At 64.0% G+C, this 11778-nt stretch carries 11 protein-coding genes and 1 pseudogene; 11 read left to right on the top strand and 1 reads right to left on the bottom strand.

Going from position 1 to position 11778, the window contains the following annotated elements:
• Window positions 1-14: 14 nt before the first annotated feature.
• The 11 genes from I8J34_RS10450 to I8J34_RS10400 all read left to right on the top strand — a co-directional run bounded on the left by I8J34_RS10450 (window position 15) and on the right by I8J34_RS10400 (window position 11329).
• Window positions 15-713 carry a cobalamin B12-binding domain-containing protein gene (locus I8J34_RS10450; RefSeq protein WP_214361345.1) on the top strand — a complete coding sequence of 233 codons (699 nt, stop codon included), beginning with the start codon at window positions 15-17 and terminating at the stop codon, window positions 711-713.
• Between the two features lie 29 nt (window positions 714-742).
• Window positions 743-1357, top strand: coding sequence for a DUF1638 domain-containing protein (locus I8J34_RS10445; protein ID WP_214361344.1), 615 nt, complete (start codon window positions 743-745; stop codon window positions 1355-1357).
• Between the two features lie 5 nt (window positions 1358-1362).
• Window positions 1363-1662 (top strand): virulence factor, encoded by a 300-nt coding sequence (locus I8J34_RS10440; RefSeq protein ID WP_214361343.1) that lies wholly within the window; start codon window positions 1363-1365, stop codon window positions 1660-1662.
• Window positions 1663-1725: 63 nt separating this feature from the next.
• Complete coding sequence (locus I8J34_RS10435; RefSeq protein WP_214361342.1) at window positions 1726-2202, top strand: methylenetetrahydrofolate reductase C-terminal domain-containing protein; 477 nt, start codon at window positions 1726-1728, stop codon at window positions 2200-2202.
• The gene (locus I8J34_RS10430) at window positions 2199-3227 is read left to right on the top strand and encodes a methylenetetrahydrofolate reductase (protein WP_214361341.1); all 1029 of its coding nucleotides are present in this window, start codon (window positions 2199-2201) and stop codon (window positions 3225-3227) included. The genes I8J34_RS10435 and I8J34_RS10430 overlap by 4 nt, the downstream gene beginning before the upstream one ends.
• Window positions 3224-4138 (top strand): dihydropteroate synthase, encoded by a 915-nt coding sequence (locus tag I8J34_RS10425; protein WP_214361340.1) that lies wholly within the window; start codon window positions 3224-3226, stop codon window positions 4136-4138. Before I8J34_RS10430 ends, I8J34_RS10425 begins: the two co-directional genes overlap by 4 nt.
• A 180-nt stretch (window positions 4139-4318) precedes the next feature.
• A complete protein-coding gene (locus tag I8J34_RS10420; protein WP_214361339.1) occupies window positions 4319-6361 on the top strand; it encodes an ASKHA domain-containing protein in 2043 nt (680 codons plus the stop codon).
• On the top strand, window positions 6358-6492 hold the full coding sequence (locus tag I8J34_RS10415; RefSeq protein ID WP_370661886.1) for a GTP cyclohydrolase, FolE2/MptA family: 135 nt from the start codon (window positions 6358-6360) through the stop codon (window positions 6490-6492). Before I8J34_RS10420 ends, I8J34_RS10415 begins: the two co-directional genes overlap by 4 nt.
• Before the next feature lie 16 nt (window positions 6493-6508).
• Window positions 6509-7168: a hypothetical protein gene (locus I8J34_RS10410; protein ID WP_214361338.1), complete on the top strand. Its 660-nt coding sequence runs from the start codon at window positions 6509-6511 to the stop codon at window positions 7166-7168.
• 340 nt (window positions 7169-7508) lie between these two features.
• Window positions 7509-9464, top strand: a complete 1956-nt coding sequence (locus I8J34_RS10405; protein WP_214361337.1) for a methyl-accepting chemotaxis protein — start codon at window positions 7509-7511, stop codon at window positions 9462-9464.
• Window positions 9465-10528: 1064 nt separating this feature from the next.
• Entirely contained in the window at window positions 10529-11329 is an 801-nt protein-coding gene (locus tag I8J34_RS10400) for a hypothetical protein (protein WP_214361336.1), read from the top strand.
• A gap of 329 nt (window positions 11330-11658) precedes the next feature.
• Here the strand turns inward: I8J34_RS10400 and I8J34_RS10395 are convergent.
• Window positions 11659-11778: pseudogene (locus I8J34_RS10395) on the bottom strand (IS5/IS1182 family transposase); the annotation flags it as partial.

Genomic DNA, 11778 nt, shown 5'->3' with positions numbered 1-11778 from the left:
AGGAGAGAGTGATCATGACGGACCAGATCGACGACGACGACTTCAACCTCGCAGACCTGCCTGACGACGAGCTCGTCGAGCAGATGTACGACGACCTGTACAACGGCCTGCGTGAGGAGATCGCGGAGGCGACCAACATCCTGCTCGAGCGCGGCTGGAGTGCGAGCCGCGTGCTCGACGAGGCGCTCGTCGAAGGCATGCGCATCGTGGGCGTGGATTTCCGCGACGGCATCCTGTTCGTGCCCGAAGTGCTGATGGCCGCCAATGCCATGAAGGGCGGCATGGAGATTCTGCGTCCGCTGCTCGCCGACACCGGTGCGGAGACGGTCGGCAAGATCGTCATCGGTACCGTCAAGGGCGACATCCACGACATCGGCAAGAACCTGGTGGCGATGATGATGGAAGGGGCAGGTTTCGAGGTCATCGACATCGGCATCAACATCCCGGTCGAGCAATATCTCGAGGCCCTCGAGGAGCACAAGCCCGACATCCTCGGCATGTCCGCGCTGCTGACGACGACCATGCCCTATATGAAGGTCGTGATCGACACCATGACCGAAAAAGGCATCCGCGACGACTACATCGTGCTGGTCGGTGGCGCGCCGCTGAACGAGGCCTTCGGCACTGCGGTCGGCGCCGATGCGTACTGTCGTGACGCCGGGGTCGCGGTCGAGACCGCCAAGGCGCTGATCCAGCAGCGTCGCGCGGCCTGATTCGGCACGGGTCGCCGGAGCGCTCGAGGATGGCGCCCGCACTGATCATCGCCTGCGGTGCGCTCGCGCGCGAGCTCACCGCGGTGATCGGTGCCAACGGCTGGCAGCACGTGCAGGTGCAGTGTCTGCCGGCCGAGTTGCACAACCGTCCGGAGAAGATCCCGGAGGCGGTGCGCGCCAAGATCCATGCGGCGCGGGGGCGTTTCGCGCACATCCTGGTGGCCTATGCCGATTGTGGCACCGGCGGGCTGCTCGACCGGGTGCTCGAAGCCGAGAGCGTCGAGCGTCTGCCGGGGGCCCACTGCTACGAGTTCTACGCCGGCACGCCGGCCTTCATGGCGCTCGCCGACGCGGAGCCGGGCAGCTTCTACTTGACCGATTTCCTGGTCCGCCATTTCGACCGTCTGGTCATACGGGAACTGGGCATCGAGCGTCACCCGGAACTGGCGAGCCAGTACTTCGGCAACTATCGCCGCCTGGTCTACCTCGCCCAGCACGAAGACGCGCACTTGCGCGCGCTGGCAGAGCAGGCCGCCGAGCGGCTCGGCCTGGCGTTCGAGTATCGATTCACGGGTTACGGCGATCTCGAGCGGAGCGTCATCAGATTTCAGCGGGGCGCGCTCAGCGACCCCAGTGCGGAGTAGCGGGTATGGCAAAGCTGATTGTTGTCCAGTGGCGGGACATCCCCGCGCAGGTGATCGTCAAGAACGGTCGGAGCAGCGCAAAGGTGCAGTTGTCGGATCGCTTCCAGGTCGCCATCGACCGGGCCGCGATGCGCGCTGGCAAAGGCAGCTCCGACGCCTATCTCGAAGACTGGCGCCGACTGCCGCCGCGCGAGTGCGGCAATGATCTGGAGGCCGAAGCGGCCGCCGAAGCGGGCCGCATCGAGGCGGATTTCAGCGACGAGGCGCTCGAGTCGCTGGTGCGCGCAAAGGGCATCGCCGGCTAACGCGCGACACACCACAAACACTCGGCGCGCGAGCATGCCGGGTAGGTCGGAGGAGGCAGGTTCATGTATGCAGTACGGCGATGGGTGGTACGCCACTCGCGGAGCTTCGAGTTCATCTACAACGTGTTCGAGCCGGTCATCGCGCGACTCGACCCGCTATGGCGCGGCGTCGGCTACTCGCGTGTGGAGCGTCCGGTGGCCGCCGTGGAGCGGGCCGTCAAGGGCCTGCTGTTCGACTGCCAGATGTGTGGCCAGTGCGCGCTCAGTTCGACCGGCATGTCCTGTCCGATGAATTGTCCGAAGAACCTGCGCAACGGTCCCTGCGGCGGCGTGCGCGCCAACGGGCACTGCGAGGTCAAACCCGAGATGAAATGCGTGTGGGCCGACGCCTGGGCCGGCAGCCAGCAGATGAAGGGCGGCAGCAAGATCCACATTGTCCAGAAGCCGGTCGACTTCCGGCTGCGCGACACCTCGTCCTGGCTGCGCGTGGTGCGCCGGATTGCCGAAGAACGTCAAGCCCGGAAGGAAGCTCAGAAATGAAATTCGAAGACGAACCGGTCCCGGGCTATTCGCTGCCGATCCTGCCCGGCCACGTCTCGCCCGGCCGTCTGGAGCGCGTGCTGCGCGCCGGCAAGTTCGCCGTGACCTCGGAGATCGACCCGCCCGATTCGGCCGATCCTGACGAGGTCTTCAAGCGTGCTGCGATCTTCGATGGCTATGTGGACGCGATCAACGCCACGGACGGCTCGGGCGCCAACTGCCACATGTCGAGCGTCGGCGTCTGCTCGCTGCTGACCCGCCGCGGCTATGCGATGGTGATGCAGATCGCCTGCCGCGACCGCAATCGCATCGCCATCCAGGGTGAGATCCTCGGCGGCGCGGCGATGGGGGTGTGCAACATCATGTGCCTGACCGGCGACGGCGTGCAGGCCGGCGACCATCCGCAGGCCAAGCCGGTGTTCGACCTCGATTCGATGTCCCTGCTCGAAATCGCCCGCGCCATGCGCGACGAGGCCCGCTTCCAGAGCGGCCGCAAGCTGGCGTCGCCGCCGCGCGTGTTTCTCGGCGCCGCGGAAAACCCCTTCGCGCCGCCCTTCGAGTGGCGCGCGTATCGCCTGGCCAAGAAGGTGGCCGCCGGCGCGCAGTTCATCCAGACCCAGTACTGCTTCGACGTGCCGCGGCTCAAGACTTTCATGGCACAGGTGCGCGACCTGGGGCTGCTCGAAGGGCCGGACCGGATCTTCATCCTGCCGGGCGTCGGGCCGCTCGCCTCGGCCAAGAGCGCGAGCTGGATCCGCGACAACGTGCCGGGCGTGCATATTCCCGACAGCGTCATCAAGCGGCTGGCGGGCGCAGAGAAGCAGAAGGAAGAAGGCAAGAAACTCTGTATCGACCTGATACAGGAAATCCGCGAAATCGAAGGCGTCAGCGGCGTGCATGTCATGGCATACCGCCAGGAGACGACCGTCGCCGAAATCATCCAAACCTCCGGCGTACTCGAGGGGCGCGTCCCCTGGTACCCGGGCCGTGACACTCCGTCGGAACAGCAGAGGATACAAGCATGACCGATACCGTTATCAGTTCGCACAAGAAGGAAGTCGTGATCGGCTTCGAGCGCCCCTTTGTCGTCATCGGCGAGCGCATCAACCCCACCGGGCGCAAGCTGCTGGCCGCCGAGATGGCCGCCGGCGATTTCTCTCGCGTGATCACCGACGTCGAAGCGCAGCTGGCCGCCGGTGCGCACATGCTGGACGTCAATGCCGGCATCCCGCTGGCCGACGAGCCCGCGATCCTCGCCGAGACCATCAAGCTGGTGCAGTCGCTCACCGACGTGCCGCTGTCGATCGACTCCTCGATCGTCGCCGCGCTCGAAGCCGGGCTGGCGGTCTACAAAGGCAAGGCGCTGGTCAACTCGGTCACCGGCGAGGAGGATCGCCTTGAAGCGGTGCTGCCGCTGGTCAAGAAATACGGTGCCGCGGTGGTGGCGATCAGCAATGACGAGACCGGTATTTCGGAGAATCCCGAGGTGCGTTTCGCGATCGCCAAGAAGATCGTCGAGCGCGCGGCCGACCACGGCATCCCGGCCAGCGATGTGGTCGTCGACCCGCTGGTGATGCCCATCGGCGCGGTGCGTACCGCCGGTCGCCAGGTGTTTGCGCTGTGCCACCGCCTGCAGAAGGAGCTCAAGGTGAACACCACCTGCGGCGCCTCGAACGTGAGCTTCGGCCTGCCCAACCGCAACGGCATCAACGCGGCCTTCATGGCCATGGCGATTTCCTCGGGCATGACCTCGGCGATCACCAACCCGCTGCACGCCGAGATCATGACCTCGATCATGGGCGCCGACGTGCTGATGGGCCACGACGCGGACTGCATGCGCTGGATCAGCAAGTTCCGCGAGGCACCGCCCGCCGGCGCCGACGGCGCCGAGTCGCGGGGCCGTCGCGAAACGCGCCGCCGTCGCGCCACCACCTGAGTCCGGCCGGTGTGCCCGGGCAGCGCCTCGAACACAGGGGCGCGCCGCGGTGCACGCCGGCGCTGTACATCCAGCGCGCCCCCAACCCCGGGAATGCCGTTCAGTTCAGCACAAGGGTCTCCTCCCCATTGACGGGGAAGGGCGCGTACGACATGACCCCGACCCCGACAGGAGAGTAGCGTGAGCCAGGACGCCCTTGTTGTATTCACCCCGTCCGGACGGCGCGGCCGTTTTCCGGTCGGCACCTCCGTGCTGCAGGCCGCGCGCTCGCTTGGCGTCGACATCGATTCGGTATGCGGTGGCCGCGCCCTGTGCGGCCGTTGCCAGGTCGTGCTCAGCGAAGGCGAGTTCGCCAAGCACGGCGTCCATTCGTGTGCCTCGAATCTGAGCGAGCGCGGCGAAAACGAACGTGCCTGGGAGAAAACCCATGGCGCGCTGGGCGAGGGGCGGCGCCTCAGTTGCTCTACCGAGGTGCTCGGCGATGTCGTCATCGACGTGCCCGCCGACAGCCAGGTGCACCGCCAGATCGTGCGCAAGCGCGCCGAAGTGCGCGACATCGAGCTCGACCCCTCGGTGCGGCTGTACTACGTCGAGGTGCAGGAGCCGGACATGCACGTGCCCTCGTCCGATCTGCGCCGGCTCAAGGAGGCGCTGGATTTCGAGTGGCGCCTGACCGACCTGCATGCCGACGTGCGCGTGATGCAGCACCTGCAGGCCGCGCTGCGCAAGGGCGGTTGGAAGGTGACGGTCGCGGTGCTCGACGGCGAGCGCATCACCGCCGTGTGGCCGGGCCTGCGTGAAAAGATCTACGGCATGGCGGTGGACGTCGGCTCGACCACCATCGCCGCACACCTGTGCGATCTGCAGACCGGTGAAGTGGTCGCCTCGGCCGGCAAGATGAACCCGCAGATCCGTTTCGGTGAAGATCTGATGAGCCGGGTCTCCTACGTCATGATGAACCCGGGCGGCGATGCCGAGATGACGCGCGAGGTGCGCGGTGCGCTCAACGCGCTGGCGGCCGAACTGGCGGCCGAGGCGGGGATCGAGATCATCGAGATCCTCGAAGCCACCTTTGTCGGCAACCCGATCATGCACCATCTGCTGTTCGGGATTAACCCGATCGAGCTGGGCGGGGCGCCGTTTGCGCTGGCCACCGACGAGGCGGTGACCGGGCTGTGGGCCACCGAGATCGACCTCCATATTCACCCCAATGCCCGCATCTACGCGTTGCCGTGCATCGCCGGCCATGTCGGCGCCGACACCGCGGCGGCGATCCTCTCGGAAACGCCTTACCTGACCGACGCGATGACGCTGATCGTTGATGTGGGCACCAATGCCGAGATCGTGCTGGGCAACCGCGAGCGCCTGCTCGCCGCCTCCAGCCCGACCGGCCCGGCCTTCGAGGGCGCGCAGATAAGTTGCGGGCAGCGTGCGGCGCCGGGCGCGATCGAGCGGGTGCGCATCGACCCGGCGACGCTGGAGCCGCGCTTCAAGGTCATCGGCTGCGAGCTGTGGTCGAACGAAGCGGGCTTCGCCGAAGCCACGGTCGCCACCGGTGTCACCGGCGTTTGTGGTTCGGGCATCGTCGAGATCATGGCCGAGCTGTATCTGGCCGGCATCATCGACCAGGACGGGGTGGTCGACGGCGAGTTGGCCGCGCGCAGCCCGCGCATCCAGGCCAACGGGCGCACCTTCTCCTACGTGTTGCACGAGAGCGAGGCGCGCACGCTGCAGATCACCCAGAACGACGTGCGCGCGATCCAGCTCGCCAAGGCTGCGCTGTATGCCGGCATTCGCCTGCTGATGGACAAGCTTCGCGTCGAGCGCATCGAGCGCATCAGCCTGGCCGGCGCCTTCGGCAGCCATATCGACGTCAAGTACGCCATGATCCTCGGCCTGATCCCCGACTGCCCGCTCGAGCATGTCGCCTCGGTCGGCAACGCCGCCGGCACCGGCGCGCGCATCGCACTGCTCAACCGCGCGCGGCGCGAGGAGATCGAAACCGTCGTGCGCCGGGTGGACAAGGTCGAAACCGCGGTGGAGCCGTCCTTCCAGCAGTACTTCGTCGATGCGATGGCGATTCCGCACAAATGCGATCCGTTTCCCAATCTGCGCATGGTCGTCGAGCTGCCCGAAGCGAAGGTCGGCGAACGGTCGGGCGCGGCCGGCCGGTCGCGGCGCACTCGACGCGGACGCGCACAGGGCGAAGGCGCACCGACATGAACGCGCCGGCACTGGCCGACGTGCAAAACGCCGAGGACCAGCGCCGGCTGGCGATCGACAAGGTCGGCAGCAAGGCGATCCGCCATCCGGTGCGCGTGCGCGACTGCAGGTCGATTGACACCGCGGCCTAGTGGCGACTTGGTCGCCGTGATCGACGAGGCGCTTTCGGCCCATGGACTCATCGCGCGCGGTGGCTTCAATTTCGAGGGCGCCGAGCCAGCGCCGCCGGGCCCGTCCGCCATGCCGGCACGTGCGGTCGTGCTCGTCGGCCAGGCCGGCGCGTCCGCCTGGCCGCATTTCGTGGCCTGGCGGCAACGTCAGCCCAACGCGCTGCCTGACCCGCTCGACACCTGGTCGCGCGAGGTGATCGGCGCGGTGGCGGCGCGACTTGGCGCGCGGGCGGTGTCGCCTTCGGACAGGCCCCATGCGCCGTTTCAGCGATGGGCAATGCGTGCGGAGGGGCTGCGCGCATCCCCCCTGGGCATTCTCATGCATCCGCAGTACGGGCTTTGGCACGCGTATCGCGGTGCACTGCTGTTCGATGCCGCCATCGATACTGCCCCCGCCACGGCGGTGATTCATCCTTGCGATACCTGTGTCGCAAAGCCATGCCTCAAATCCTGCCCGGTCGGTGCGTATTCAGACGCCGGGTTCGACCACGCGGCCTGTCTTGCCCATGTGCGCGCTGAGGCCGGCCGGCCTTGCATGCGCCATGGCTGCCTCGACCGAAACGCCTGTCCGTACGGCGCAAGCTATCGCTATCCGGCCGACATGCAGGCGTTCCATATGGCGTCGTTCGCCACATGACACGGCAGATGCGGCAGTTGGAAATGCACCTGCTGGCCTGCGTGCGACCGGCAGGATCGGGGTCATCGTCCTCGAGAAATTCGCATTGGAACAGCGCCCCGCGATGCGCTTGAATTACCTGCGGCGAACGCTTTACTTCTCATGGAAAGTGCCGATATCAGGTCTGGATTGTCGGGGAACGTCGCCCTTCGATGGTTGTGCGGCGGTTTTGGGGGCTGGGCCCGGACTGACGCGGCAAGTGGTGTTGATGTGGGGTTTGTCAGCGGCGTGTGAGTCGACGCGAGGGCATTGCCGATTCAATCGCGGTTGATCAAGTGACGACGAATTCGAAGGAAGCAGCATGAGAATACGAACAAAGCTCGTTTTGTGGTTCATGGGGGTCGCCACGCTGCCGGCGGTGTTGATCGCGGCGATTGTCGTGGGCAATCTGCGCGAGTCGGCGGAAGACAATTTTCGCGAAAGCAGCCAGCGCGAGATTCTTCAAATCGACAACACGCTGAGCACTTACTTCGACAGCATCGCCCGAAACGTGCGCTACGTGGCCACCAGCGGGTTGGCGACGGCCTCGGATGACTCCATCGCCAACTACCTCGCCCCCGGCGATGTCGCCATGAAGCCCAGTGCTGCCGGTGGCATCGAAGCCGAGCTGTTCGCCTTCTTCGACCAGTTCGCCAAGGCCCAGGGCGGCCATGCCTATGTCTACCTGGGCACCAAGGACGGCGGCTATGTGCAATGGCCCGAAGGCACGATCAAGGGGCCCTACGATCCGCGTACGCGGCCCTGGTACCAGGCCGCCGTCAAGAACCCGGGCAAACCGACACGGACCGCCGCCTATTATTGGGAACCGGACGATGCAGTGATCGTGAGCACGGTCATGACCGTCGACAACCGCCTGGGCCAACAAGGGGGTGTGCTCGGCATGGATGTGTCGCTCGGCGCGCTCACCGACATCGTCCGCAACATCCGTTTTGGGTCGACCGGCTACCTGATGTTGCTCGAAGACAGCGGAAACATCCTGGTGGACGCCAAGCGTCCCGAGCACAACTTCAAGAACATCGGCGAGATCGACGCCGAGTATCAGCCGTTGGCCGATGCCGGAGGCAATGCGACCCGGGTGGTGCTCGACGGCACTCCCTACATGGTGGTGCAGCACACCTCGAAGGCGCTCGGGTGGCGCTTCATCGGCCTGATCGAACAAGGCGAGGTCATGCAGGCCGCCAATCGCACCATCACCTGGCTCATCGTGGTGATCGTCGCCACCGCCGCCTTGTTCTCCATCCTGGGCGGCATCGGCGCGCGGTACATGGTCCAGCCCATCGGCGCCGTGTCGCAAAGCCTGAAGGCGATCGCCGAGGGCGGCGGCGACCTGACCTCGACCTTGCCGGTCAAGGGGAAGGACGAACTGGCCGACCTGTCGTCCTGGTTCAACCAGTTCCTGTCGTCCATTCGTGGGCTGGTCGGGCAGATCAAATCTGCCGCCACCGGGGTGATATCGTCCAGCGGCAACGCAACCGCCCTGGCCAACAAGATGAACGAGGTATCGACCCGTCAGGGCCATGCGGTGTCCATGGTGTCGTCCGCATTCAACGAGATGGCGACGGCCGCCAACGACGTGGCCAACTCGTGCAGCCGGGCGGCCGACGCGGCCGACCGCGGGTATGCCGAAGCGCAGGATGGCAAGGTGAAGGTCGATCAGGCGGTGGTGGCGGTCAATGCCTTGGATACCGAAATCCAGCACTCCGTGACCGCCATGGGGCAACTCGAAGCCGACTCCAAAGACATCGACAAGATTCTCGCCAACATCATCGCCATCGCCGAGCAGACGAATCTGCTGGCCCTGAACGCCGCGATCGAAGCGGCGCGAGCGGGCGAGCAAGGGCGCGGCTTTGCCGTCGTTGCGGACGAGGTACGCAAGCTGGCCCAGCGTACCGCCGACTCGACCACCGAAATCACCGACGTGCTCAGGCAGCTGGACAGCCGCACCCAGGACGTCAGCGCGCGGCTCACCGCCAGCAGCACGGCCACCCAGAGCACGGTCGCCAGCATCGCCCTGGTGCGCGACGCGTTCGAGAAGGTACTGGTATCGGTCGACAGTGTGCGGGAGATGAATCTGCACATTGCCACCGCGACGGAGGAACAGCGCCACGTGGCCGAAGAAATCAGCCAGCACGTGGCCGCTGTCGATAGTGACACCATCGAAGTAGGCAAGATGGCCCAGCAGATCCAGGCCACCTCCGAGTCCCTGGTGGACCTGTCGAAGCAATTGACCGACGCCGTGGGCGCGTTCCGTACCTGAGGCCCGGCGGGTGCGCTTGCGCAGCGCGCCGCGGGCCACATGGTCGGATGTCGCAAAAGATACGACCAGGCTGCGCGCGACGCCGGGGTTTTCTCAACCGCTGTGGCGCTGAGTCCAGCGCCGAATGACGTCCAAGGTGAGTCGATCCGAAAAGCGTGCCACCCAGGGTGAGGCTTTCGCGCCGATTGAAGGCTCGTCTTCGCTATCGGCCACTTGCGGCCAGTCATCTTCGCTACGAAACGGACACCTGAGAGGCTGCATTGCGCTGACAGGTGCCGCATGATCTGCTTAAGCAACTCGGCCCCAGTTGTCGTTCGATGCGTGGAGACCGAACTCCAGCGATCGACCCGGAGCTGCCCGTGGCGCTATCGAACAGTAGCCGTTGGATTCGTAGCCCGGACAGAGCGAAGCGAAATCCGGGGCCAGTGGTCGATCAACCGATGAATCCCGGAGGCGGCCCTGCGGGCCTTTTCCGGGCTGCGCTTGCTTCGAAGCCTTCGGTACGGCTGGGCATGCAAGCCGGATCCGGGTGGTGCCGATGGAGGAGATGGCGAGGGGTATGCGAGGCGGTAGGGGGAGGTGGTTTCCGACGGTTCGCTGTCGCCCTGACGGAGCATCATTCGACCCGCCTTAGTGGCGGGTTTTTCTTGGAGTGTGCGTGGTGGGCGGTGTTGGCTGGCATGTGTTGAGATGCTTGATTTGCCCTGCCTGCAGTCGGCCTATCCTGCCGGCTCATCCAGCTAGGTTTCGATGTCACGCGCATCCTGCGTCGACACAGCTTGCGCCCCGAAGACGCGTCCACGTAAGCCTCGGCATGGCGCACGCACCACCTTCGCGCTGACGCCTCGACGCCATATTTTTCAGCAAATTCTGGTAGTTGAGCCAGAAACGGGCAGCCGTTGCAGAGTCCTTTGACAGCGATTACGGCATGAGCTAATGTCGTCGCGAATGACGAGTTCATGCGGGTGAAGGCGTATGCCAGAGTGCTATTCATGGAGTCCGTGGAATCACAATAGGCCGATTCCGTCTACTCCCCATTCCGTCTACTACAACTGTTAGGCTCAATGATGAAAAACATAGATATCCGCCAAGGGCGTTACCTTCTGTTCCTCGATATCCTAGGTTTCAGTGAACTTGTTGAGACCAAAGGAACAGAAGAGATTTACGCGGTCATCGATGGTGCCCTGAAGGCATTTGGTAGGTGGGAGGAGCTGAATGGTTTATTCAAAACAATTTACTTCTCCGACACCTTTCTTTTCTACCAAGAACCAAAAGGTTATGGCAGTTGGGCATTTTTGGACGTTTATGCTATTGGGGGCATGGTGCTATCCGCACTTCTAGCCGCTGGCATACCTGCTCGTGGAGCAATTTCGTTCGGGGAGTTCGAAGTTCAGCTCGATTCAACAGGCCGCCACTCTGTTTATTTCGGTAAGGCTCTAATTGATGCTTATCGAGCCGAGCAGCATGAAAAGTGGATTGGCATTACCGTCCTCCCTTCTGCATGGGAACCCTATGAAGCAGAACAGCCCGGCGTCATTGACTCATTCGCCATGGATAAAGTTTGGTCAAAACGAGAGGACGGGGTTTTACTTCTAAACCCGTTTATCAAGTTGCGTAGCTGGTATTCGTCTCATCTGATGGGAGAGGTAGATAAGCCCTATTCCAATTGGAACGCACCAGAGTTCCCCAACGATATTCTGGGTTTCAAGTTTCTGCGCGAGCAAGCGATGGACTACGCAGCAAAGAACGACTTCACAAGTCCGGCGGCAATCAAATATCACACGACCATCCGCTTTCTCGAAAGCATCTTAGGAAAAGACCTGTATCAGTGGGGCGCCGACGCGTCGTTGCCTGGGAACTTCTAGCCATGTTGAGCAAGCGGAAAAGTCGAGATTTGAGTTACAAGCCTAACAATCACAGGCACGGCGACGGCCTTTCCACTGCGGCTGCGCCTCCATTACAAAGCCGCGCGTGCTGTGCGGCGTTGGGCGTCACAGACATGACATCGCCACACTCGATCGCCGAGTTGGATATCGTTTATCCGCTAAGGAAGTACTGAACAAATCCGATTTTCGGCAACGGGAGGCAGATCATCGTTCGCAATCGCGTGGAATCGCTCGCAATTGAATCGCGGAATACGGAATTGGCACTCTGGAAGGCCGGATTCGCACGATTTCATCGCCTTTGCCCCGTTTCAGGACGCACCTTGCCTGTCGAGCGCCATCAACCTTTTATGCGCGAGCACGAGGTTGGCGAGGCCGAACAGTGAGAACAATTGCGCCTCGTTCTTGGCGATCCCTCGATAGCGGGTCTT

The organism is Denitromonas iodatirespirans, assembly GCF_018524365.1.
Classification (GTDB): Bacteria; Pseudomonadota; Gammaproteobacteria; order Burkholderiales; family Rhodocyclaceae; genus Nitrogeniibacter; species Nitrogeniibacter iodatirespirans.
Note: the sequence above shows the minus strand (reverse complement) of the source record. Positions and strands in the feature narration are given on the sequence as shown.

What these genes read in the sequence shown, in the direction of transcription:
- I8J34_RS10425 (WP_214361340.1), top strand. Translation starts at nt 3,224, where the DNA reads ATGACCGATACCGTTATCAGTTCGCACAAGAAGGAAGTCGTGATCGGC.
- I8J34_RS10450 (WP_214361345.1), top strand. Translation starts at nt 15, where the DNA reads ATGACGGACCAGATCGACGACGACGACTTCAACCTCGCAGACCTGCCT.
- I8J34_RS10415 (WP_370661886.1), top strand. Translation starts at nt 6,358, where the DNA reads ATGAACGCGCCGGCACTGGCCGACGTGCAAAACGCCGAGGACCAGCGC.
- I8J34_RS10445 (WP_214361344.1), top strand. Translation starts at nt 743, where the DNA reads ATGGCGCCCGCACTGATCATCGCCTGCGGTGCGCTCGCGCGCGAGCTC.
- I8J34_RS10430 (WP_214361341.1), top strand. Translation starts at nt 2,199, where the DNA reads ATGAAATTCGAAGACGAACCGGTCCCGGGCTATTCGCTGCCGATCCTG.
- I8J34_RS10400 (WP_214361336.1), top strand. Translation starts at nt 10,529, where the DNA reads ATGATGAAAAACATAGATATCCGCCAAGGGCGTTACCTTCTGTTCCTC.
- I8J34_RS10405 (WP_214361337.1), top strand. Translation starts at nt 7,509, where the DNA reads ATGAGAATACGAACAAAGCTCGTTTTGTGGTTCATGGGGGTCGCCACG.
- I8J34_RS10435 (WP_214361342.1), top strand. Translation starts at nt 1,726, where the DNA reads ATGTATGCAGTACGGCGATGGGTGGTACGCCACTCGCGGAGCTTCGAG.
- I8J34_RS10440 (WP_214361343.1), top strand. Translation starts at nt 1,363, where the DNA reads ATGGCAAAGCTGATTGTTGTCCAGTGGCGGGACATCCCCGCGCAGGTG.